Here is a 23795-nt window from a genome sequence, read left to right on the forward strand (position 1 = left end):
ACTCTTTGTTTTGGGAATTTTCTAATTGAAGTGAAATAAGTAAATATTGAGCTTGCGACGAAAGGCATGAAAAAAGCCCCCTTAAAAAAGGGGGCTTTTTAATTTATCTAAAACCCTAAGCTCAACCGATGGAAGGAGCTACTAGAGCAACTGAAGTTGTTTCAGCAGCTGCAAGGTCTAGAGGGAAGTTGTGAGCATTACGCTCGTGCATTACTTCCATACCTAGGTTTGCACGGTTAAGTACATCACCCCATGTAGGAACTACAACGCCGTTTGCATCAACTACAGATTGGTTGAAGTTGAAGCCGTTTAAGTTGAATGCCATGGTGCAAATGCCCATTGAAGTCAACCAAACACAAATTACTGGCCATGAAGCCAAGAAGAAGTGAAGACTACGGCTATTGTTGAAGCTTGCGTATTGGAAGATCAAGCGACCGAAGTAGCCGTGAGCTGCAACGATGTTGTAGGTCTCTTCTTCTTGTCCAAACTTATAACCATAGTTAAGAGACTCAGTCTCAGTTGTTTCACGGATTAGTGAAGAAGTCACCAAAGAACCATGCATTGCTGAGAAAAGTGCTCCACCAAACATTCCAGCAACACCAGCCATGTGGAATGGGTGCATAAGAATATTGTGCTCTGCCTGGAAAACGAACATGAAGTTAAATGTTCCAGAAATTCCTAGAGGCATACCATCAGAGAAAGAACCCTGACCAAATGGGTATACAAGGAATACTGCGAAAGCAGCTGAAACAGGTGCTGAGTAAGCAACACAGATCCATGGACGCATACCTAAACGGTATGAAAGTTCCCACTGACGACCCATCCATCCACAGATTCCGATGAGGAAGTGGAAGATAACCAATTGGTAAGGACCGCCGTTGTAAAGCCACTCATCAACGTTCGCTGCTTCCCAGATTGGGTAGAAGTGAAGGCCGATTGCGTTACTTGAAGGAACAACAGCTCCAGAGATGATGTTGTTGCCGTAGAGGAAAGATCCTGCTACTGGCTCACGGATACCATCAATATCAACTGGAGGAGCTGCAATAAATGCAACTGTGAAACAAATAGCTGCAGCAGCTAGGCAAGGAATCATCAAAACACCGAACCAACCGATATAGATACGATTGTCAGTAGATGTGACCCACTCGCAGAACTGTGGCCAGCCTTTGAGCAACGAAGAACGTTGCTGTCTAATGGTGGTCATGAGGACGAAATGAGATATCCCAAAAGGGAGTATTTAAGAACAGGAAACCTGTCAGGGGAACTTTAATTGATGTGGGAGCTTTCCGTGGGCACGTTGAAGGACAATTTATTAAGAAAATACAAAAAAAGCCTTATAAAGATTTAAGATTCTTTCCCTACGATTCGGGCCTTGAATCTTGGTGTTGATTAAATGGATGCAAAACGGTTCACGCATGGAGGAAAAGGTTCCTCTTTATGCAGCAAGGCATAGAAGAAATGAATTGGAATGCCAGGGCGCAATAGTCTATTGGAGTGAAAGACTGCTAACTTATTATTAATAAAGAGATTTATTTGAGAAAAACTCTTTTCAAAAACTTTACTAGAGTTTCTAGAAAATTCTCTATCTTTTTCGTTGCTATTGTTATCGTAGGTTGTCAGAAAAAACCTCCTTCAGAAGAATTTCAGATTTCAGTAAATCAATATCCATATTTTGAGGCAGAATTAAATCAACTCAAAAGTGAAATCTCACGACTGGAGAGAAGAATAACCCAAGATATTGACAATAAAACTTTGGAGCCTCAGAAAGATGAAATGAGTCAAATAAGATCCATAACCCTGAGGATTGGATCCAAAGATGATCGTATAAGAATCTATTGGAAAGATGGAAGTAAGACAGATTTGCCCTGTACCAAAGAGCAAAATATTTGGGCTTGTGGTTAAGTCGAGATTAATTTATTAAGTTCAATTTTCCATTTTGATTCAAAAGGCCATATTTCTTTGTTAGTAAAGCTCATTGCAATATTTTTTTCAGCATAGGCAGCTTCATTAATAAATACCGGTATCGCATCTTTGTCAAAACTTTTTTCTACTTGATTTTCTTCGACTTTTTCAAATAAATAATTTTGAGAAAAAATACTATACCAATCTCTATTTTGAATATTTTTTTGAATCAATGCATCTATATATCCCTTAGCATCTCTTGGGTAATCTTTACTACAAATATGTCTGTGAATAATAACTTGTTCAGGATATTTTGAATCTCCAGAAAAAATTTTAGAGATCTCTTCAAGACAAATTTCTAATATAATTTTAGCTTTACGGACACTTTCTAAATTAATTAATCCTTGCGCTACTGGACCAATTTCGATCACCAAGCCACATGGCCATGATTCAACCAAAAATCCTGTCTGAGCTGAATCATTTTCATGAAGATAAATAGGAACTCCTAAACGATATTGCAAGAGAGCTGCCAAAGCTAAATCTGTTTTCCTCCGCCCATAGACAACTAAACAAGATCCCATGTTTGCAGTTGTACTGTGAAAATCAATCACCAGCTGGCAAGGTTGTTTTTTTGATAGAGGTCCATAATTATTTATAAGTTCTTTGGCACGTGTAACTTCATAATCAACAATTGAATTTGATTCCAGCAAATGCTTTGAAAAACTTCTATTCAAATCACGATCAATGTATCTTTTACATTTTTGTCTAGCCTTAGGATTACCTATTACAGTTTTGGTAACCACTCCAAAACTTTTTATAACATCATTATTTTTACTCCACTGATCAAACAACCATGGTGCATTCAACTCGTTTCCATGTGTTCCTGCTACAAGCAACAATTGAACTTTTGACATGAAAAATAATTTGATAAATCAATTAAGAATTAAAGCTTAGAGGAATAGTTATGACTCCACATCCACTATTAGTATCTGCTGCAAAAAAAGGTTGGGTGTTTCAATGGAAACAACTCATGAGGGGGTTGGCACCATGCGATGCGGATGGGAATTACACAAGACCAGTTAGCCAAAAATTAAATGGAGTTGCACTTCTGAAAAAAGATTTAGAACTTAGATCAAAAATAGAAATACCAAGGCTGGTCATTGGTAAAAGTTGTCCTTGGGCGCATAGAACTTGGTTAATGTTTTCGCTAAGAAATCTCGATAAAAACCTCAATTTATTAATAGCAAGACCTAATTTTCACAATGGTACTTGGGAGATATCACCACCATGGATGGGATGTAGGACACTCCTAGATCTCTATCTTTTATGTAAAACAAATCCAACCCTAAGGGCAACTGTACCAGCCTTAGTTGACCCAGGAATTGTTAATAAGTTTCCACCGCGTCTTCTTGGTAATGAAAGCTCTCAACTAGTTGAGGTTTTGAATAACTGGCCTAATGAAGAAAAAAATAATGACTTTTTACCAGATGAATTGAAAAATTCTATAAGTGAATGGCATTCCTTAATTCAACCTTCAGTGAATGATGGCGTATATAAATGTGGATTTGCTAGGAATCAAAATGCATACAAAAAAGCCTCAGATAACTTATTTGAGGGATTAGATAAAATCGAAGAGGCTTTAATCAAAAAAGGTCCGTGGCTATGTGGCAATAAATTAACAGTTGCTGATATTAGACTATTTCCTACTTTGATAAGATGGGAAGCAGTCTACGAGCCCCTTTTCGGTTGTAGCAAGAAGCCATTAAGCAAATACCACCAAATATGTAAATGGAGAAAAAATTTCTATAATTTACCTAAAGTTTCAGAAACTTGTGATATTAATTCGTGGAGAAAGGATTATTTTGGAGCACTTTTTCCATTAAGACCAAGTGGCATTATACCCGAGGGGCCCTCTTTAGAAACAATTATTAAAGGTTAATTTTATTCAATAATTTACTAGTATTATAAAATAAAAATTATGCTTGAAAAAGAAGAAAAATATCAAGGTATTTATGGTGAATACTCAATAAATAATCAAGACAAGTACGAGGTGAAGCGTTACAGATTGTCCTTGTTATTGACTGCTTTGGCTTTTTTCTTATGCCTTTCACAATGGATTTTTATCAATCAGACTTCTATTTGGATTTGGATGGTACTTTTTATTGTTGGTTTAGGAGGCTCATTAAAATGGATACATATTTATATGAGATCTCTGCATAGACTGCTAATACTTTTTTGGCTTCTCGGTACAATTGGATTCTGTCTAATAATTTTTAACCTTGGAAGCGAAAGTTTTGCATCCATTCTTGTTAATAATCCATTTTGGGTTTTCGCTATTGGACCTTTATTCGCATCATTTACTGGAATTGGCTTTAAAGAATTCTTTTGTTTTCGAAAGCCAGAAGCGGTTGGCATAAGCCTTTTACTGCCAATTTCACTGGTTGGTTATCTAGGTCAATTAATCAAAGGTCCTATAGTGATTGCTCTTCTTTATGTGACTTCAATACTATCTATTGTTCTGGCACTGAGAAAATTTGGAACAAATCCATCTTTGGATATTGGAGACAAAAGTGTATTTCAACAAATGGAAAGTTGAGCAAAAAACATTTCACAAATGATATCCACCATAGTCAAACTAAAAAGTGTTCTGAACCCAACTTAAAAAGCGTTACACACATCGCATAACTGCTAAGGCTAATTATCATATAATTCAAATAAAGAAATGGCGAAAGCCAAGACTCTATGAAATCAATCGAGGAACACATTCTTAAGGATCAATCTGAGATCCAAACGGCAAAAGAAGCCGGTGATGATCCAAAAGTCCGTCATTTGACTGATGAACTTCATTCCCTTGAGGAATACAAAGAGCATCACAAAGAAGAAATAGAGGCGGGTGATCATCATGATCCCAACGCTCTAGAATTATTCTGTGATGCAAATCCTGACGAACCAGAATGTCTTGTATACGACGATTAATTTACTAGAAAAAAAGCGGGGTCAGTACCCCGCTTTTTTTTTTTTTTTTTTTTTCAATGAACAAACTCAATAGTCCATGTTGAAGTCTGATGGGCTACCGGTAAGAGAGCAAACAACTGCCTCCTCACGCTTCATTTCTCTTATCTCATTGATTGGTCTTCCCATTTTTTTTAAAACCTCTATATCGGCAGTTGTTTGACATCGTGCAATTACTTCTCCATTTTCATCAAAACAACTATAAAAATTCATAATAATAATAATTTCATCTCCTTTATGCCCAATCCATACAAAAAAAACAAGTACAAATCAATACCTGAACACAAAAAAGCAAAAAAGTTTGTTGAGCTACAAGTTCATCCAAATAAATTCAAGTATTTCAGTGAGTCCTGATTTCATGGCCCCTGAAATAAAAAATATTGTTTTGCCCTTAAATTCTTTGGATGCTTTTTGAACCAGATCAATCAGATCTGGTTCAGATAAGAGTTCTTTTTTATTAAAAGCTATGATTCTTTGTTTATCAATTAAGCCATGTCCATAATCGACAAGTTCCTTTTCAACAACTTTAATATCTCTCACAGGATCATCTGAACTCGAATCAACTAGGTGTAAAAGTAACTTAGTCCTTTGAATATGTCTCAAAAAATCATGTCCTAAACCAGCACCTTTAGCTGCGCCAGAAATAAGACCAGGTATATCTGCAAATAGCGTTCCATCTCCACTTGGTCGCTGAACTACACCAAGATTTGGGATTAGTGTTGTAAACGGGTAGTCGGCAACTTTGGGTCTAGCTGCAGAAATAGCTGCAATAAGGGTACTTTTACCTGCATTAGGCAAACCAATAATACCAACCTCTGCAAGCAACTTAAGCTCAAGCTGTAATGACCATTCTTCGCCATCCTTGCCCTCTGTAAACTTCTCCGGAGCACGATTTCGATTACTCAAATACCTTGCATTGCCTGCACCACCACGGCCGCCAAATGCCACGACCAGCGACTCACCATTAGTAGTTAAATCCCCAAAGATAATTCCTGTTGGTAGATGTTTCACTTCGGTTCCAGGAGGAACATTGAGAATTAGATCCCTCCCAGCAGCGCCTGCTCTTTTATTTGGACCGCCCCTTTTACCATCATCTGCAGAGAAAGTTTGTCTGTATTTAAAATCCAAAAGGGTTTGTAAATTATTGTCAGCTTGGAATATTATTTTTCCTCCATTACCTCCATCACCACCAGATGGCCCACCTGCTGGTACATACTTTTCTCTTCTAAAAGCAACAATCCCATCCCCCCCTTTGCCAGCTCTTACAGTTACTTGTGCTTGATCAATAAAATGCACAGATTTAGAAATTAATAATTGGATTAGTTTCTAATCTTCTCATCCAATAAAAGACATTAAAGAATAAACAGTGAATTAATCTTTGAATCTCACTATTAGGTGGAGATTAGTTCAACCAAATTACAGTACAACCAGCCCCACCATCATGAGTTTCAGCATCACTATACCTTTCAACATATGGGAGCCCACTAAGCCATTCACGAATACCCCTTTTCAATTTTCCTGAGCCAACTCCATGAACCACCCATATTGGGGTTGAAGAATGTCGCATTTTTTCCTCAATCTCTGACTCTGCCTCGTGAACTCTCAAACCACGAACATCTAAAGTATTACTTTTACTTTTACAGGCAAAAGTTTTTTTGTTGTTTTGGTTTTTATTAAAATTGACCTTAACAGATAAGTTTTTGGGTTTCAACCCTTCAATACTTTCAATTTCCTCGATAGGGACTACACTCCTAAAAGGGCCGCATTGAATTTTCAAGATAGTGCCATTGTCAGAAATTGAAATAACCTCTCCTACTTTTCCTAAGGATAGAACTCTAACTCGATCACCTTTTTGTGGTATCCAATAAGAGTGAGATTTTTTGTTAATGACATTATTTAAATTTTTTCGTTCGATCTCACGTAAACGTCTTCCGGTCTTTCTAGCAATTTCACCATCAGCCTCTCCATCTCGTAGACGTCGTATTAATTTTCTGACCTCAGTTTGACCTTGTCGTATAGAATCACTCAACTTTAGTCTTCCCTCCTCGCGAAAAGCTTCTGTTCTTAATTTATGTTTTTTCCACTCAGCTTGTAATTCATCATGCAATAATTCAGCTCTAGCCAGAATAGCAGCCGTATTTTCCGATGCTTCTTGTTGAAGTCTTTTTTCTTTTTCTAAACCTTCGATAATAGAGTTAACATCCTCAATACCTCTATGATCTATTAATTCAGAAGCTAAATTTACTACTTCTGGATCTAATCCCAACCTAGATGATATTGAGATCGCATTGCTTCTACCTGGTATTCCCCACTGTAATAAATAAGTAGGGTTTAGTGTCTCATCATCAAAACCAACAGAGGCATTCTCAAACCTACGATCTTTATATTTTAAAGATTTTAGTTCACCATAATGAGTTGTCGCGACAGTCAATTTTGAAATTTCAGCAAATTTCTTTAATAGTGCAATTGCAATTGCAGCACCCTCTGAAGGATCAGTTCCAGCACCAATTTCATCAAGCAATACTAAACTATCTCCATTAACATGTTTTGAAGAATTTAGAATACTTGAAATTCTAAGAATATGACTACTAAAAGTAGATAAATTTTGTTGAAGAGATTGCTCATCCCCAATATCAGCAAAAATCATGCTAAACCAAGGGACTTTTGGAGTGCCAGAACATGGCAACAACAGTCCAAAACGTGTCATAATTGCAGCCAATCCGATACTCTTAATTGAAGCCGTTTTACCCCCAGTATTTGGACCTGTTACTGCAACCACTCTCAACTCACTATTGATATCAAAACTAATAGGGACAACCCTAGATCCATTGCCATGAGCTGCTTGCCAAATCAATAATGGATGACGGAAATTTTGTAAAGAGAAAGATGATTTACCATCTGCATTGATTTCAGGTATTACCCCACCTATCCACATGCCATAACGTGCTCTAGCCAAAGAGAGATCTAAGAATCTGATTACGTTTAATAAATGACTTATATTAACTACTTCTTTACCGACAATATTACTCCAAATTGCTAAAAGTCTTTGCTCCTCTTTAAAAATCTTTGCTTCCATAGCAATTATCTTATTATTCAGGGGAATTAATCTTGAGGGCTCAATGTATATAGTGCTTCCAGAAGAGGAATAATCATGTATTGTTCCTTTTACCTGATCTATAGCATTGGATTTTATTGAAATAACAGGTCTCCCAAATCTAATCGATATGATTGAATCTTGTAGCAAAGAGCTATATTTTTGCAAGATATCCTGAATCAAGATACGTCTATCAGACATTAACTTAAACAACTGTCTTCTAAAAAGTTCTAAGTCTTTACTTGCTCTATCTGCAATCCTTCCACCTTCCTCGAGGCCTATTTTTAATTGCTTCTCTAGCTCTGGCAAAGTTGCATAGTCATTAAACAATGCACTTAGAACTGGCCTCATGGCGGTATTATCTATCTGACGACGTAAACGTCTAGATGAGCTGAGAGTATCCGCAACTAATAATAATTCTTCACCTTGAACAATACCTCCTTTAGAACATCTTTTAATTATGTCGGTGATATCATAGATGCCTTCAAAACTTATTCCATTTTCAATCTCCTCGTCTAATCCTACCATTTCAACAGTTGAATCCAAAAGACGTTTACTAGTTGCTATGTCTGCAGGAATAGCTAATTTTTTACATTCATTTCTACCAAGTGATGTGCTGGTAAAAGTCGAAAGATGCTCGCATACAGTAGGCCATTCAATAAGATTCAAAGAATCTAAAAAGGTCCTCTGGGCTAGTTCAGTAATTTCTCTTTCTAGGCACACATTAAAAATTTCTTTTCAGTGTTGATTGGTTGGTATGCCCTCAGGCGGGTGGTATAGCATCTCTAGCCAGTTCCCCTCAGGATCTCTCAAATAAAATGACGTCGTTCCATCTCTGTGATCGTGAAGAGCTCCAACGCGAACCCCCTCAGATTTAAGATGCTCATGGGCATCAACGATTTCACTTTTGTCTGTGAAATGAAAGGCGAAATGCGCTCCAGCAGCTTTATATCCTGGACCTAAAAGTGCTAAGCCATCTTTACTTGGATGCGCTTCTAGATAACACCAATCAGGATCATCCCAGATTAACTTCATGCCAATATTCAGATAAAAAGCTTTAGCTCGCTCAACATCTTTAACTCGTATTGCTATGTGACCGAGTCTCTTAACAGCTGTAGATTTTTTTTCTAATGACATCGAGACCATTAATTAAATGCATCTAAAATAGGTAATTCATTTTAAACAAATTATTCAAATTTTTGATAGCCATTCAGCCGCGTCACAAGCATGATAACTCAAAATCAAATCCGCTCCTGCTCGTTTGAAGCTCAATAAAGTCTCTAAAACAACGGCCTTTTCATCAATCCATCCTGCTTTCGCCGCTGCTTTTACCATTGAATACTCTCCGCTTACGTTATAGGCAGCAATAGGGAGTTCAGATTCCTGCCTTAATCTGTAAATAATGTCCAAGTATGCCAAACCCGGCTTAACCATCAGTATGTCTGCGCCTTCTTGCTCATCTAACTGCGCTTCAGTAATAGCTTCCCTTGCATTAGATGGATCCATCTGATAAGTGTTTTTTGTTTTAGGAATAGGTTTTGAACTTTCAATATTTGGTGCAGAATCTAATGCCTCCCTAAACGGACCGTAATAGGCAGAGGAGTATTTTGCGGTGTAACTTATAATCCCAACATTTTCAAAACCTTCGTCATCTAAAGCTTCTCTGATGGCACCAACACGACCATCCATCATATCGCTAGGCCCTATTAAATCTGCTCCAGATCGAGCCTGAACAATTGCCTGTTGACATAAAATATCAACAGTCTCATCATTAAGAATAACTCCTTCGCTGTTAACAATTCCATCATGTCCATCAATTGAATAGGGATCCAAAGCTACGTCAGTCATTATTGTCATCTCTGGGATTTCCTGCTTCAAGCGTTGAATTGCTCTGGGTATTAATCCATTTTCATTAGTGCACTCGAATCCATTTTCTGACTTTAATGATTCCTCAACTTTTGGAAAAAGAACCACACACCTAATTCCTAAATTCCAGGCCCGCTCAACCTCAACCAAAAGTGCATTTAAATTCCATCTATTCGCCCCAGGCATAGCTGGTATGGCCTGAATATCATCGCCTTCGTGAACAAATAAGGGGTAGATAAAATCCGAAGGATGTAGCCTATGCTCCTTGACCATACTTCTTATGGAGCTTGTACGACGCAAACGTCGTGGACGGTAAGAAAGATCCATATAGACCAATTTGTAAAATTAGGTCACTAATATTACTAAGAAGTTGAGGAATAATTCCAATTTTCCCGCGGATCAAAGTTTCTTGAAATTCGGAGTTTGTTTAATTGCTCAATTTCTGCGTCAGACCATTTTGAAGGGTAAGCAATTTCTATCGTAAGTATTAAATCTCCAAAACCATTATTTGTTGGCCAACCTTTACCGACCAACCTCAAGTTCTGTCCTGGTTTGCTTTTGGGAGGAATAACAATCTGGGCTTCACTCTCTAACGTATTGATTCTCAACTTAGCTCCAAGGGCAATTTCATCAAGCGAAAGAGGAAAATCAGCTCTAACATCATCTCCGTCTAAAGTCCAGATTTTATGGGGCTTCACATTCACTCTGAGATATAAATCCCCTCGTCTTCCTTTACCTGGTTGTAAATTTCCTTTCCCTTTTATTCGTAACTTTGCACCAGTTTTTATGCCAGCAGGTATTTTTACTTTTACACGTTCATTATTAATAGCAAGAGATCTCTCGGTTCCTTTAAATGCTTCAAAAAAACTGATGATCAAATCTATCTCTAAATCTAAATTTGGTTTCTTAGGACTTCTGAAGTCAAAATTTGCAGTATTTTGTGGCGAGTAATTTTGTTTGCTGTAATTTTTAAATCTACCAAGAAGCTCATCAATAAAATCATCAAAATTGCCATATTCAGTAAATTTCAAGTCCTGACCTTTTGAACTTTCATAACCTTCACCAACGCCATCACCTTGGCTCCAATACTTACCGTAATTATCATATTTTTTTCGTTTTTCAGAATCAGAGAGAACCTCATAGGCCTCGGTAATTTCTTTGAACTTCTCTTCAGCCTTTTTATTTCCAGGATTAATATCTGGATGATACTTTCTCGCTAATTGTCTAAAAGATTTTTTAATTAAATTTTCGTCTGCGAGTCTATCAAGACCAAGAATCTTATAATAGTTCCGAAATCCATCTGAAGCCATGAGTTTTCTTGCTCTTTAAGCCTCTCACTTAATTAGTTACAAGATTAAGCAATTAAAAGGTTGAAATGCGCGATTTTTTTTTTTTTAAGACCGTAAAGATATATTCTTATATGAGTTATGTGTTAACTGGAGTGGTTAGGTGACTGTAATTAACGGCCTTAATCTTAAAAACGTCAGAGGTGACGTTTTAGGCGGACTAACTGCAGCAGTAGTGGCTCTTCCACTTGCGCTTGCATTCGGCAACGCTGCACTTGGGCCGGGGGGGGCTATCTACGGTCTTTATGGGGCGGTAGTTGTGGGATTCTTAGCAGCATTATTTGGGGGAACTCCAGCTCAAGTTAGTGGTCCCACTGGACCAATGAGCGTAACTGTGGCAGGAGTTGTTGCAAGTCTTGCTGCAGCTGGTGTTCCAAGGGACTTATCAGCGGAACAAATCTTGCCCTTAGTAATGGCAGCAGTAGTTATTGGAGGTCTGTTTCAGGTCCTTTTTGGATTACTAAAGCTTGGTAAATACATAACACTTGTCCCCTACTCAGTTGTTTCTGGATTCATGTCAGGAATAGGGGTGATAATAATAGCGCTTCAAATTGGGCCGCTCCTTGGTATCAGCACACGAGGTGGAGTTGTTGAATCTCTCTCAACTGTTTTCTCAAATTTTCAACCAAGCACTCCTGCCATAATCGTTGCTTTCTTAACTCTTTTCATAGTTTTTCTCACACCAAGAAAGATTAGTCAATGGGTTCCCTCCCCTTTACTAGCACTGCTTATAGTCACACCTTTATCAATAATTCTTTTTGGCGATACAGGTCTTGATCGGATTGGAGAAATTCCTAAGGGTATACCATCCTTGAATTTACCAAGCTTTAATCAGTTTTTCCCGATCATTCTTAAAGCAGGTTTGGTTCTAGCTGTCTTGGGAGCTATCGATTCTTTACTGACTTCCTTAGTTGCAGACAATATTTCTCAAACTAGACACAATTCGGATAGAGAATTAATTGGCCAAGGAATAGGCAATGCAGTGGCTGGACTTTTCTCTGGGCTTCCTGGAGCAGGTGCAACAATGCGAACGGTGATAAATGTCAAATCCGGTGGATCAACTCCAATATCAGGCATGGTTCACTCGGTGGTACTTCTTATAGTCCTTGTAGGAGCAGGCCCTCTAGCTGAACAAATACCTACCGCTTTACTAGCAGGTATTTTGATCAAAGTAGGTTTGGACATCATCGACTGGGGATTTTTATTAAGAGCTCATCGATTATCTCTTAAAACCGCCGCTGTCATGTACGGAGTATTACTCATGACAGTTTTCTGGGATTTAATCTGGGCTGTTCTAGTGGGTGTATTTATTGCAAATATGCTCACCATTGACTCAATAACTCAAACACAACTTGAGGGAATGGAAGCGGACAATCCATTTAATTCAGAAGAAAATATAGTTTCAACATATGCACCTCTTCCTTCTGACGAGCAATCCCTTCTTAATGAATGCTCTGGTGAAGTGATGTTATTTAGATTAAGAGGACCTCTAAGCTTTGGTGCTGCAAAGGGTATCACTGAGAGAATGGTCTTAGTAAGAAACTATAAAGTTCTTATTTTGGACATAACTGATGTTCCTAGGTTGGGTGTAACAGCAACTCTTGCTATTGAAGATATGGTTCAAGAGGCAAAAATAAATTCAAGGAAAGCATATGTTGCTGGAGCTAGTGGAGGAGTCAAGGACCGTCTTTCAAAATTCGGTGTTGATGTTATTGGTTCGAGGAAGGATGCCTTAGAGGCAGCCATAAATGATTTAAAGAATTAGGGTTTCTATGGAAGTCAATTTAATACTTCAGAATGTTTTATCCCCACCAATTTTATTTTTCTTTCTGGGAACAATTGCGGTATTTCTAAAATCCGATTTAGAAATACCTGCTCCATTGCCAAAATTGTTTTCTCTTTATCTTTTGCTTGCAATTGGCTTTAAAGGTGGCATAGAACTTCAAAAAAGCGGATTAGGGGGTCAAGTAATCCCCACAGTAAGTGCGGCAATATTTATGTCATTGCTTATTCCGTTGATATGCTTCGTCGTATTAAGAGTCAAATTTGATGTTTTCAACTCTGCGGCTATTGCTGCTGCCTATGGATCTATTAGTGCAGTAACTTTCATCACCGCAGAGAGTTTTTTAGAAAGCCAGTCCATTCAATTTGATGGATTTATGGTTGCAGCACTAGCTTTTATGGAATCACCAGCGATAATTGTTGGTTTACTACTAGTCAAGCTGGGTGCGCCCCACAAAAGGCCAAATTCAAAGCCAATGAAACTAAGGGCAATTTTGCACGAGTCAATGCTTAACGGTTCAGTCTATTTATTACTTGGAAGTCTTTTAATAGGCTTTCTTACCGCATCTAATAATGCTGCAGGAGTGGAAAAAATGCAGCCTTTTACTGGAAAACTTTTTTACGGTGCTGAGTGCTTTTTTCTTTTAGATATGGGAATTGTTGCAGCTCAAAGACTTCCCAGATTGAAGCAAGCGGGTTCCTTCTTAATTGGTTTCGCAGTCTTGATGCCAATTTTTAATGCACTGATAGGTGTTTTTGTTGCAAGAGCTTTATCACTAGGTCCAGGGAATGCGTTGCTTTTTGTAGTCCTTTGTGCCAGTGCCTCCTATCTCGCTGTTCCAGCAGCAATGAGAATGACCGTTCCAGAAGCCAAGTCAAGCTATTACATATCAACAACCTTAGGGCTCACTTTTCCCTTCAATATTGTTATTGGTATTCCAATGTATATGAGCTTGGTTAATAAATTAATCCCCACAACCTTATAAAAAATGAAAAGATTAGATTTAATTTTTAGTGAAAGAGAGCTTGATCAGGTCCTGACAGCTCTTGAAAAAGCAAATGTCCCAGGCTATACCGTAATGAAACATGCAACTGGTAGAGGGCCCGAGAGGGTTGTAACAGAAGACATGGAATTCACAGGGCTGGGAGCTAATGCCCACGTAATAGTTTTTTGCGAACAAGAAGTCATTGATAAAATTAGAGAATATATACGTTCAATACTTAATTATTATGGAGGAGTTGCATATGTATCAGAAGCAACCCCTTTATAAATTAAAAATATTTGCCCATACCACTCTCAAGAATGAACCCAATCAACTCGAATTGATTTCCTGCTATTTATAAATCTGTCAATCGCCATTGCTGCAATGCACCCGTCCGATGCAGCAACAACTGCCTGCTTGAAAGGTGTGTTCCTAATATCACCGATAGCCCAAACACCCTCAGAAGTTGTTGCCATGAAATCATCAACAACAACACCACCATCCTCTTTTAAAGCAAGCTGATCACCAAGAAAATCAGTTATTGGCTTAGAGCCACTCATGTATACAAAAACACCATCTACTTGCAAAGATTGTTGATCTTCGGACGTGCGGTTTTTCAATTTAATACCAGTTACACCCGACTCATCTCCCTCGATAAGCATTAATCTTGTTTTGCTCCAGTGAAGTACATTTTTTTGCTCAATTAATTGTTGTGCATGCAAATCATCTGATTTTGGATCATTTGAGGTGATCCAATGAACTTTTGAAGCGAATTTTGTAAGAACCTGAGCCTCTTCTATCGCTTCTTTATTAACCCCTACTACAGCTACTTCTCTATTGCGGTAGAAGGCACCATCACAAGTCGCACAATAACTTACTCCTTTACCAAGAAAATCAGCCTCTCCTTTGAATGAAGCAGGTCTACCCATTGCACCACTTGCTAAAACAAGTGCCCTTGCTTTGAATGTTCCCTCAGGTGTGTAAACGGTTTTCCAGTCATCGCTAATGTCTACACCAAAAACCTGTGCTCTTCTGTAGTCAGTCCCGTACTGAATAGCTTGTTCTCTCATGAGCTCAAGCAATGCTTCTCCGCTCATTTCGGAAGAAACGCCTGGATAATTTGCTATTTGATGAGTAATGGCCAATGCTCCAACTGCTGGATTCTTATCAAGAATCACTGTTTTCAAATCAGCTCTAGAGGTATACAGCGCACACGTGCAGCCTGCAGGTCCCCCGCCAACAATCACTACATCTGTTTCAATTGTTTCCAAGGTTTGTTTCTCTCCTGAAAGAATCTGGCTTATCTGGAGCAATTGGGCTCAAAAATTTTTGAGGCAATTGCGACACAAACAAGTTAGCCAAAAAATAATAGAGTTATCTATTGACTTTAGTGAAAGAAATGACTATTACAAAGAAAATCAATAAGCATAGATATACAAATCTGGAAATCACCTCGAACCATAGGTTAAAAAACTTAGGCGAAATTCAATCAAAATAAAAATCTGTCATGAAATCAAAAAAGCATATTCATAAATTGTGGAATCTATGGATAGGACCTTTTCTATTAGGGAGCTGTCTCGCTTTAGGCTATGGAATTACCAAAACCTCAATATTTTATAGGGATCTTAGAAATAATCATGATATCAAAGACTCTTCTAATCCTCCCCCATCGGCGATAAGAGAAATGAATACCCCAAAGAGTATTGGAGAAACTATAGAAAAAAAAATAATTGAAAATCCAAAAAAATCGGAAAGGACAAATTCAAACATACCTCAGAAAAATACTGAGAAATTTTCCAAAAATGGTCAGAACCTAAAAAAGAAAAATCCTCGTTCAAAAAAAAACGTTGAATATCCTTTTAACCCTCAAGGAATAGATTTAGAAAATAGGGAATTTTTTCAGGAACACAGCATTCAAAAGCTTTTTGAAGCTCTCCCAAGATATTGAATAAACACCAAATCCACAAAAATGGATTAGGTTAAACACCGGTCTATTGATTTTATGAAAAGCTCTGATCCCCTACTGAGAGCAACAATCAATCGTCTTTCGGCAAGATTGACAAATAAAATGGTCGAAACTGCAATAGATATTGCAACAAAAGCAAAAGATTACCCTGAAAAAATCAAACATGAATTTGAAATTTTAAAGGATGAGATATACCAGGAAGCTCAGAGAATTGAGAATGAAAGTGACAATAGAAATAACGAAGCAGAAGAGAGGAGAGGATCAGAAACTCCAATTGAAAAAATAGATTCTCTCCGTACTAAAGTTTCTAAATTGAATAAAAAAGTTGGAGAAAAAATTTAATTTTAAAATTAAGAAAATGCTTAATCAGAAAAAATTATTTAGATCTATAAAAATATGGAAGACAGTTTTTCTATTAGTCTTTTATCTATGGTGGGATGCAAGAAAATTCAGCTACATAAAAGGTTTTAACAAAAGAAATCAAGAAATAAGGCAAAAAATTCGAGCAAAGTGGCTTACAAAAAAATTACTATTTCTTGGATCTGCATTTATAAAGCTTGGGCAACTTCTATCAGCAAGGCCTGATGTTTTGCCATCCAGTTGGATAAGCGAGCTGGCTGATTTACAAGATAAGGTTCCTCCTTTTAGTTTTGATGTTGTCAATAAAATCTTAAAAAGGGAGCTCAAAGAAAAATTTTTTGATATCGACCAACTTGAAGAAATTCCACTTGGTGCTGCATCAATAGCGCAAGTTCACAAAGCAACCTTAAAAAGCGGTAAAAATGTAGTTTTCAAAATTCAGAGGCCTGGGCTTGAAACACTTTTTAAACTTGACTTGGAGGTTATGCAACAAGTTGCTGGTCTCCTTCAAAAAAATCATGCATGGAGTCAAGGAAGAGATTGGGTTGGTATTGCCAAAGAATGTCGAAGAGTTCTTACAAGAGAGCTTGATTTCCAAATTGAAGCACAGTATGCAGCAAGATTCAGACAGCAGTTTCTTGATGATCCAAATGTCAAAATCCCTTCAGTTTATTGGAATTTAAGTACAAAAAAGATTTTATGCCTTGAGTATATTAAAGGAATAAAGATCAATGATCAAAAGCAAATAATAGAAAAAGGAATTAGGCCAAGTTTTATTATAGATATTGGCGCAAAAAGCTATATCAAACAACTTGTCGATTATGGTTTTTTCCATGCTGATCCTCATCCAGGGAACCTTGCTATCAGCGAAAATGGAGCATTAATATATTATGACTTTGGAATGATGGGCCTGATATCGGAAAGACTTAGACAAAGGTTAGGTCTAATGATCAGAGCCGCAGCCCTGAGAGATGCTAATGCACTTGTAAGAGAACTTCAATCAGCTGGGGTAATCGCCTCTAATGTTGATACAGGTCCTGTAAGACGATTTGTGAGGGTTATGTTAAAAGAAGCACTGACTCCACCTTTTAATCCAAATATTTTTGAGAAACTCTCTGGAGATCTATATGACCTCGTCTACGATAAGCCTTTTCAACTCCCAGTTGAATTAATTTTCGTTTTTAGAGCTCTTTCAACTTTTGAGGGAGTTGGACGAAGCCTAGACTCAGGGTTTAATTTGATATCAATAGCCAAACCATACTTAATTCCATTAATGGCCTCATCAAACAACAATTCCAGTGATTTCATCAATGAAATTGGGCGGCAAGTAGGAGAAATAGGAAGTAGAGCAGTTGGGATTCCAAAACGGCTTGACGAGAGTCTAGAAAGACTTGAGCAGGGTGATCTTCAACTCCAAATAAGAATGGGAGAGTCAGATAGACAACTTCGCAGAATGATTATTGCTCAGCAATCTCTCAGTCAATCAATTCTATTAGGCTGTCTTGGTATTGCAGCATCTCTACTAATTTCAAATAATAAAGGCACGCTTACATTAATCCCGATTATCTGCTCACTACCTATTTTTGCAAGTTGGATAAAGTTACAGTTAAAAATGAAAAGGGATTCAAGAATAGATAGGATTCCTAGTAATTCAAAAAGATAGATAATCTTTATTTAATTTTCCTTACCTTTAGGTCCTGAATTTACTGATCCAGCAAATTCAGCCTGTTCTGCTAATTGATCTTCTATCCTCAAAAGTTGATTGTACTTTGCTATTCGCTCACTTCTACTAAGCGAGCCTGTTTTTATTTGACCGGCTCTGGTACCAACACATAAATCTGCAATTGTTGTATCCTCAGTCTCTCCACTTCTATGACTTATTACACTTGTATATCCAGATTTTTTCGCCAAATCAATTGCTTTTAGTGTCTCAGTTAAAGTGCCAATCTGATTTACTTTTATCAAAATAGAATTAGCTACTTTATTATCAATTCCTCTCTGCAATCGATTCGTATTGGTAACAAATAGATCGTCTCCAACTAATTGAACTTTATGTCCTAATCTTTCCGTAAGAAATTTCCAACCTTCCCAATCATCCTCTGCTAAGCCATCTTCAATAGAGATAATTGGAAAATTATTAACTAATTTTTCTAACTCTTCAACCATCTGCTCATTTGTGTAATTCCCTCCGCCGTATTGATACTTACCTTGTTTAAAAAACTCTGTACTTGCAACATCTAATGCGAGAGATATTTCAGTTCCGGGGATGTATCCTGCTTTTTCAATTGAATCAATAAGTAGCTCACCAGCAACCTTATTACTTGGAAGGTTAGGAGCAAAGCCTCCCTCATCTCCGACTGAAGTTGAGAGGCCTTGATTCTCAAGCAGAGCTTTCAAGGTATGAAATACCTCTGTACCCATCCTCAAAGACTCTCGAAAGCTTGTTGCACCATGCGGAACAAGCATAAATTCTTGAAAATCAAGATTATTTGCAGCATGTGCACCTCCATTAATTACGTTCATAAGCGGAACAGGTAAAAGAGTTGACATTGGTCCTCCCAAATATCGATACAAAGGGATACCTAAAGCATTGGCTGCTGCTCTTGCGGTAGCCATACTTACTGCCAAAATTGCGTTCGCGCCCAGATTAGATTTAGTTTCAGTGCCATCAAGTTCACACATCAGATTATCAATCTGAATTTGGTCCAGAGCGGATAGGCCACACAGAGCAGGCCCTATTTTTTCGTGAATGTTGCTAACCGCCTTCAAAACACCTTTCCCTTTATATCTACTCGAAGCATCTCTCAATTCGTGAGCTTCATAAGCTCCTGTACTGGCTCCGCTTGGGACAATTGCTCGACCAATTGCTCCCCCATCAAGAATGACCTCTGCTTCAACAGTTGGGTTACCTCGAGAATCAAGTACTTCACGAGCCAAGATTGTGTCGATGATTAGATCTAAGGAATCGTTCAAATTCTTTTATTATCTTTTTATGATCCTATGTTTATTAGAGTAAGTTGTCTCTGTGTTGTTTAGCACTCCAAGTATTTCAAAATAACCATTTACATTTTTTCGATAGAGAATAAATACATATGGTGAACGCAAAAACTTTTTTGACATGAGCAGAAGCCTCACTCAAGAACCTAATCGATTTAGTGATGATGCATGGGATCTTCTACTAGCAGGTGAGAGTACTGCCAAGCGATGGAGACATGGAAATTTAGATGTAGAGCACTTGATACAAGTCTTGTTCACTAACAGAGACTACAAAAAATTTACTGATGCACTACCCATAAGAAGCTCAGATCTACTCGAAAATCTGGAAGAATTCCTCGCAGAAATACCAATATCAAGAGATCAAAGCATTTTTATAGGAGAAGATCTTGAGGAGCTATTGGACACAGCAGACAATTTAAGAAGTAATTGGGGGTCAAAATTGATTGATATTTCCCACATGATCAATGCAGTAGGGAGGGATCCTCGAATTGGAGCTCAACTTTTTGACGAAGCTGGGCTTCCAGGGGAAAAACTTGAAGCTGAGCTTAAAAAATTACCAACACCATCATCATTTAATAGCACTGAAATTTCAGGAAAATCAAAAGTTTCACCTTCAAATAATAATGATATAAAATTCAAAAAAAACAATAACGAGCAATCATTTTCGGTCTCTAATACTAAAAATCGCATAGATGATTTTGAAAATGATAATAAAAGTGACCTTGTAATTCAAAAAGAACCAAATGCTATTGAACTTTATGGAAAAGACCTTACTAATGCCGCGAAATTAGGAGAACTAGACCCAGTAATTGGCCGCAATGATGAAATTCGCAGATTAATAAAAGTTCTTTCAAGGCGAAGTAAAAACAATCCTGTCTTAATTGGCGCTCCGGGAGTTGGCAAAACAGCTATCGCTCAATTATTGGCGCAGAGAATAATAACTGGAGAAGTGCCTGATTCGCTTCAAGGATTGAAACTAGTCTCACTGGATATGGGTGCGTTAATAGCCGGCACCAAACTAAGAGGACAATTTGAAGAGCGATTACGAACTGTAATTACAGAAATAAGAAGTTCAAATCAGGGAATTATTCTTTTCATTGATGAGCTTCATACATTCTTAAATAACGATAGATCGATCGCTGATGCAGGTAGTTTGATGAAACCTGCTTTAGCCAGTGGCGAATTAAGATGTATCGGTGCTACAACACCAGAAAACTTTCGCCGAACCATAGAAAAAGATCAGGCTCTTAATAGAAGATTCCAGCAAGTAGTTATCAAAGAACCAACTCTTGATGTAAGCCTAAATATTTTAAGAGGTGTTAAAGAGCGATATGAAATTCACCATGGCATAGGTATAAGTATCGACGCCTTAGAGACCGCAAATCGTCTCGCTGATAGATACATAAGTGATAGATGTTTACCAGATAAAGCAATCGATTTAATTGATGAGGCTGCTGCTCAAATTAAGATTGAAACAACTTCTAAGCCTCAAATAATAGAAAATCTTGAATCAGAGCTACTAAATCTAAATACAATTTTAGAAGACTATCAAAAATCTTCAGATTTAGAAAAAATATTAATCGCAGAGAAACAAAAATTACAAATTGAAAGCAAACTTAAGAAACTTCTTCATCAATGGAATGAAGAAAAATATTTACTCTCTCAATTTCAACAATTAGTACAAGAAACGTTAGATTTAGAAAATGAAATTTCAAATTATGAGGAAGTTGGTGATTTAGAAAATGCTTCACGTTTAAAGTTTAATGAATTAGAAGATTTAAACAAACAAAAACGTGAATTAGAAAAAATCCTGAATTCAAAAAAACAATTACCTAATACCTTCATCAAAGATCAAGTTAAATCCGACGACATCGCTGATGTTGTCTCTAAGTGGACAGGTATTCCCGTTAATAAAGTTCTTGCAGGAGAAAGAGAAAAACTCTTGAATCTTGAGGCAGAGCTAAATAACAACGTTATTGGACAAGCAAAAGCAGTACAAGCTGTATCGGCAGCGATCCGACGAGCGCGAGCGGGCATGAAAGATCCCCAGAGACCCGTTGGTTCTTTTATGTTTCTTGGACCCACTGGTGTTGGTAAAACTGAGCTTGCAAAAACCCTGGCATCCTCTTTATTTGACAAGGAAGATGCTCTTGTCAGACTTGATATGAGTGAGTTTATGGAAAGGAATGCAGTGGCAAGACTCTTGGGAGCACCCCCTGGATATGTTGGTTACGAAGAAGGTGGGCAATTAACAGAAGCAGTAAGAACGCGGCCATATTCAGTACTTTTATTTGATGAAATCGAAAAAGCAAATTCAGAAGTATTTAATGTGCTTTTGCAAGTTCTAGATGATGGACGATTAACAGATTCGCAAGGAAGAACAGTCGATTTTAGGCATACTATTATAGTTATGACAAGTAATCTTGCGAGCGAGGAGATTCTTAGTTATGCCAAAGAAAATAAAAATGATGATTTAAATCCTCAATCATCACAAAATAATCAAGAAATAAATACTAAAATTAATCAAGCACTTAAAAAACAATTTAGGCCTGAATTTCTTAATCGAATTGATGAGATAATTCAATTCAATCCCCTAAACAACAAAGACTTGAAGAGAATTGTTAGTCTTCTTCTGAAAGATCTTGAGAAGCTACTAAATGAACAAAATCTTGAATTAATTGTTGATAATGAATCAATCGAAAAAATAGCGGCTGATGGATATCAACCAGAATACGGCGCTAGGCCACTAAAAAGATTAATACGTCGTAAACTTGAGAATCCTCTGGCCACGCAACTACTTGAGCAAACCTTCTTAGGTGCCAGGGGGATTAGGGTTAGCCCTCCTAAGGAGGGTTCTGAATCATTTGAATTTATTGCATTAAACTGACTCTATTATTATTAATCGAATAAGTTAGTAAAAACATGATGAATTCATCTAACCTTATAAAAAAGATTTCTTAATCAAGTGGCAGAATCAACACCTAATGAGGATAAAGAATCTTCAACTGCATCTAATGAAGAGGATGTCCAAATAAAAAAAGGATTTTTGAATTCAACAGCTGAGGAACTCAAGTTAGTGGTTTGGCCAACTAGGCAACAGCTTTTCAGCGAATCAATAGCTGTAATTTTGATGGTTACGCTATCCGCAGCTTCTATCGCGGCCGTTAGTAGATTCTATGGATGGGCCTCTTCTCAAATTTTTCTTTGATCAATTAAAAAACTATAGAATAGACTTTGAATAAGTTTCCTTTTTCATTTCATCCTCAAAAAAGTGTCAGATACTGATAGCAACCTTAACGATCAACAAGATTTGTTGGAATTGGCCCCAGATGGAAATCTTGGTGAAAATTTTGCAAACCAAAATCAATCTGCAAAAACATCTATTGCAAGATGGTATGCAATCCAAGTTGCATCAAGCTGTGAGAAAAAAGTAAAAGCAACTCTTGAACAAAGAGCAATAACTCTTGGTGTCAGTACCAAAATACTTGAAATTGAAATTCCTCAGACACCTGGGGTCAAGTTGAAAAAAGATGGAAGTCGCCAAACAATTGAAGAAAAAGTCTTTCCTGGATATGTACTAGTTCGGATGATTTTGGATGAGGACACAATGATGGCAGTGAGAAGTACTCCTAATGTCATAAATTTTGTTGGTGCAGAGGATAGAAGAGCTACTGGTAAAAGCCGAGGTCACATCAAGCCAAGACCACTAAGTAGGCAGGAAGTGAATAGGATTTTCAAACGAGCCGCTGAAAAGAAAACGGTCGTCAAGCTAGACTTAGCAGAGGGTGATCAAATAGTTGTTACATCAGGACCATTCAAAGATTTCCAAGGCGAAGTAATTGAAGTTTCTGGTGAGAGAAGCAAACTAAAAGCTCTTCTCTCCATCTTTGGTCGTGACACACCTGTTGAGCTTGAGTTCTCTCAAATCAACAAACAAAACTAAATCCAAGAGATGCTTTTAAAAGACTCTCAAACTGGATAAAGTTTTAATTTGTACGCAAAACAAGCTATTTTGATAGTTTGCTCCCTTAGAAGTCCTTTTATTTTTTGCAGATGGCTAAGAAAGTTGTAGCAGTAATCAAACTAGCCTTGCAGGCTGGCAAAGCAAATCCTGCCCCACCTGTTGGTCCAGCTCTTGGTCAACATGGTGTAAATATCATGGCGTTTTGCAAAGAGTACAACGCAAGAACGCAAGATAAAGCTGGTTTTGTCATACCTGTTGAAATTTCAGTTTTTGAAGATAGAAGTTTTACCTTTATTACAAAAACCCCCCCCGCATCAGTTTTAATAACAAAAGCAGCGGGGATAGAAAAAGGATCTGGAGAATCAGCAAAAGGTTCTGTTGGAAGTATCACAAAGGACCAACTTGAGGAAATTGCAAAAACTAAATTGCCTGATTTAAATTGCAACAACATCTCATCGGCCATGAAAGTCATAGAGGGAACAGCTAAAAATATGGGTGTGACAATCAGCGGTTAATATCATCT

At 37.5% G+C, this 23795-nt stretch carries 25 protein-coding genes; 15 read left to right on the forward strand and 10 right to left on the reverse strand.

Annotated elements, in window-relative coordinates; all coding sequences use genetic code 11:
* Positions 1 to 121 precede the first annotated feature (121 nt).
* Entirely contained in the window at positions 122 to 1204 is a 1083-nt protein-coding gene (psbA, locus tag AC6EJA_RS05205; RefSeq protein ID WP_498501604.1) for a photosystem II q(b) protein, read from the reverse strand.
* A gap of 175 nt (positions 1205 to 1379) precedes the next feature.
* Between psbA and AC6EJA_RS05210 the strand changes: the two genes are divergently transcribed.
* The gene (locus AC6EJA_RS05210) at positions 1380 to 1520 is read left to right on the forward strand and encodes a YWSERL motif small protein (RefSeq protein WP_498501605.1); all 141 of its coding nucleotides are present in this window, start codon (positions 1380 to 1382) and stop codon (positions 1518 to 1520) included.
* Between the two features lie 13 nt (positions 1521 to 1533).
* Positions 1534 to 1902: a hypothetical protein gene (locus AC6EJA_RS05215; protein ID WP_498501606.1), complete on the forward strand. Its 369-nt coding sequence runs from the start codon at positions 1534 to 1536 to the stop codon at positions 1900 to 1902.
* Here AC6EJA_RS05215 and AC6EJA_RS05220 read toward each other — a convergent pair.
* Entirely contained in the window at positions 1899 to 2816 is a 918-nt protein-coding gene (locus AC6EJA_RS05220) for an aspartoacylase (RefSeq protein ID WP_498501607.1), read from the reverse strand. The two genes, AC6EJA_RS05215 and AC6EJA_RS05220, sit on opposite strands and share 4 nt — an antisense overlap.
* Positions 2817 to 2866: 50 nt before the next feature.
* Between AC6EJA_RS05220 and AC6EJA_RS05225 the strand changes: the two genes are divergently transcribed.
* The 3 genes from AC6EJA_RS05225 to AC6EJA_RS05235 all read left to right on the forward strand — a co-directional run bounded on the left by AC6EJA_RS05225 (position 2867) and on the right by AC6EJA_RS05235 (position 4878).
* Entirely contained in the window at positions 2867 to 3841 is a 975-nt protein-coding gene (locus AC6EJA_RS05225; protein ID WP_498501608.1) for a glutathione S-transferase family protein, read from the forward strand.
* 39 nt (positions 3842 to 3880) lie between these two features.
* Entirely contained in the window at positions 3881 to 4498 is a 618-nt protein-coding gene (locus AC6EJA_RS05230) for a DUF2301 domain-containing membrane protein (RefSeq protein WP_498501609.1), read from the forward strand.
* Between the two features lie 146 nt (positions 4499 to 4644).
* The gene (locus AC6EJA_RS05235; RefSeq protein ID WP_498501610.1) at positions 4645 to 4878 is read left to right on the forward strand and encodes a CP12 domain-containing protein; all 234 of its coding nucleotides are present in this window, start codon (positions 4645 to 4647) and stop codon (positions 4876 to 4878) included.
* Positions 4879 to 4944: 66 nt separating this feature from the next.
* Here the strand turns inward: AC6EJA_RS05235 and AC6EJA_RS05240 are convergent, their stop codons facing one another.
* The 6 genes from AC6EJA_RS05240 to AC6EJA_RS05265 all read right to left on the reverse strand — a co-directional run bounded on the left by AC6EJA_RS05240 (position 4945) and on the right by AC6EJA_RS05265 (position 11184).
* Positions 4945 to 5127 (reverse strand): hypothetical protein, encoded by a 183-nt coding sequence (locus AC6EJA_RS05240; RefSeq protein WP_498501611.1) that lies wholly within the window; start codon positions 5125 to 5127, stop codon positions 4945 to 4947.
* A gap of 96 nt (positions 5128 to 5223) precedes the next feature.
* A complete protein-coding gene (cgtA, locus tag AC6EJA_RS05245; RefSeq protein ID WP_498501612.1) occupies positions 5224 to 6210 on the reverse strand; it encodes an Obg family GTPase CgtA in 987 nt (328 codons plus the stop codon).
* A gap of 106 nt (positions 6211 to 6316) precedes the next feature.
* Positions 6317 to 8731 carry an endonuclease MutS2 gene (locus AC6EJA_RS05250; protein WP_498501613.1) on the reverse strand — a complete coding sequence of 805 codons (2415 nt, stop codon included), beginning with the start codon at positions 8729 to 8731 and terminating at the stop codon, positions 6317 to 6319.
* 15 nt (positions 8732 to 8746) lie between these two features.
* Positions 8747 to 9145: a VOC family protein gene (locus AC6EJA_RS05255; RefSeq protein ID WP_498501614.1), complete on the reverse strand. Its 399-nt coding sequence runs from the start codon at positions 9143 to 9145 to the stop codon at positions 8747 to 8749.
* 54 nt (positions 9146 to 9199) lie between these two features.
* On the reverse strand, positions 9200 to 10201 hold the full coding sequence (hemB, locus tag AC6EJA_RS05260; protein ID WP_498501615.1) for a porphobilinogen synthase: 1002 nt from the start codon (positions 10199 to 10201) through the stop codon (positions 9200 to 9202).
* A 35-nt stretch (positions 10202 to 10236) separates the two neighbouring features.
* The gene (locus tag AC6EJA_RS05265) at positions 10237 to 11184 is read right to left on the reverse strand and encodes a DnaJ C-terminal domain-containing protein (RefSeq protein ID WP_498501616.1); all 948 of its coding nucleotides are present in this window, start codon (positions 11182 to 11184) and stop codon (positions 10237 to 10239) included.
* A 139-nt stretch (positions 11185 to 11323) separates the two neighbouring features.
* Between AC6EJA_RS05265 and AC6EJA_RS05270 the strand changes: the two genes are divergently transcribed.
* From AC6EJA_RS05270 to AC6EJA_RS05280, 3 genes are read left to right on the forward strand one after another with little or no spacing between them, the layout of a single operon-like run.
* The gene (locus tag AC6EJA_RS05270; protein WP_498501617.1) at positions 11324 to 12985 is read left to right on the forward strand and encodes a SulP family inorganic anion transporter; all 1662 of its coding nucleotides are present in this window, start codon (positions 11324 to 11326) and stop codon (positions 12983 to 12985) included.
* Between the two features lie 7 nt (positions 12986 to 12992).
* Positions 12993 to 13988: a sodium-dependent bicarbonate transport family permease gene (locus AC6EJA_RS05275; protein WP_498501618.1), complete on the forward strand. Its 996-nt coding sequence runs from the start codon at positions 12993 to 12995 to the stop codon at positions 13986 to 13988.
* Positions 13989 to 13991: 3 nt separating this feature from the next.
* Positions 13992 to 14273 (forward strand): P-II family nitrogen regulator, encoded by a 282-nt coding sequence (locus AC6EJA_RS05280; protein WP_498501619.1) that lies wholly within the window; start codon positions 13992 to 13994, stop codon positions 14271 to 14273.
* A 26-nt stretch (positions 14274 to 14299) separates the two neighbouring features.
* Here AC6EJA_RS05280 and AC6EJA_RS05285 read toward each other — a convergent pair whose 3' ends face one another.
* Positions 14300 to 15256 carry an NAD(P)/FAD-dependent oxidoreductase gene (locus AC6EJA_RS05285; protein ID WP_498501620.1) on the reverse strand — a complete coding sequence of 319 codons (957 nt, stop codon included), beginning with the start codon at positions 15254 to 15256 and terminating at the stop codon, positions 14300 to 14302.
* A gap of 236 nt (positions 15257 to 15492) precedes the next feature.
* Here AC6EJA_RS05285 and AC6EJA_RS05290 point away from each other — a divergent pair, with 236 nt between their 5' ends.
* The 3 genes from AC6EJA_RS05290 to AC6EJA_RS05300 all read left to right on the forward strand — a co-directional run bounded on the left by AC6EJA_RS05290 (position 15493) and on the right by AC6EJA_RS05300 (position 17974).
* Entirely contained in the window at positions 15493 to 15933 is a 441-nt protein-coding gene (locus AC6EJA_RS05290; protein WP_498501621.1) for a hypothetical protein, read from the forward strand.
* A 120-nt stretch (positions 15934 to 16053) separates the two neighbouring features.
* Positions 16054 to 16293 carry a hypothetical protein gene (locus AC6EJA_RS05295; protein WP_498501622.1) on the forward strand — a complete coding sequence of 80 codons (240 nt, stop codon included), beginning with the start codon at positions 16054 to 16056 and terminating at the stop codon, positions 16291 to 16293.
* 16 nt (positions 16294 to 16309) lie between these two features.
* Positions 16310 to 17974 carry an ABC1 kinase family protein gene (locus AC6EJA_RS05300; protein ID WP_498501623.1) on the forward strand — a complete coding sequence of 555 codons (1665 nt, stop codon included), beginning with the start codon at positions 16310 to 16312 and terminating at the stop codon, positions 17972 to 17974.
* 11 nt (positions 17975 to 17985) lie between these two features.
* Here the strand turns inward: AC6EJA_RS05300 and eno are convergent, their stop codons facing one another.
* Positions 17986 to 19284, reverse strand: coding sequence for a phosphopyruvate hydratase (eno, locus tag AC6EJA_RS05305; protein WP_498501624.1), 1299 nt, complete (start codon positions 19282 to 19284; stop codon positions 17986 to 17988).
* 145 nt (positions 19285 to 19429) lie between these two features.
* On the opposite strand from eno, the gene AC6EJA_RS05310 reads away from it, so the two are divergent.
* The 4 genes from AC6EJA_RS05310 (at position 19430) to rplK (ending at position 23787) form a co-directional block, all read left to right on the forward strand.
* Positions 19430 to 22195 carry an ATP-dependent Clp protease ATP-binding subunit gene (locus AC6EJA_RS05310; protein WP_498501625.1) on the forward strand — a complete coding sequence of 922 codons (2766 nt, stop codon included), beginning with the start codon at positions 19430 to 19432 and terminating at the stop codon, positions 22193 to 22195.
* 78 nt (positions 22196 to 22273) lie between these two features.
* Complete coding sequence (gene secE, locus AC6EJA_RS05315) at positions 22274 to 22516, forward strand: preprotein translocase subunit SecE (RefSeq protein WP_498501626.1); 243 nt, start codon at positions 22274 to 22276, stop codon at positions 22514 to 22516.
* A 111-nt stretch (positions 22517 to 22627) separates the two neighbouring features.
* Positions 22628 to 23251, forward strand: a complete 624-nt coding sequence (nusG, locus tag AC6EJA_RS05320) for a transcription termination/antitermination protein NusG (RefSeq protein ID WP_498503552.1) — start codon at positions 22628 to 22630, stop codon at positions 23249 to 23251.
* Positions 23252 to 23361: 110 nt separating this feature from the next.
* Complete coding sequence (gene rplK / locus AC6EJA_RS05325) at positions 23362 to 23787, forward strand: 50S ribosomal protein L11 (RefSeq protein WP_498501627.1); 426 nt, start codon at positions 23362 to 23364, stop codon at positions 23785 to 23787.
* The last annotated feature ends 8 nt before the right edge of the window (positions 23788 to 23795 follow it).

The organism is Prochlorococcus sp. MIT2309 (genome assembly GCF_059772305.1).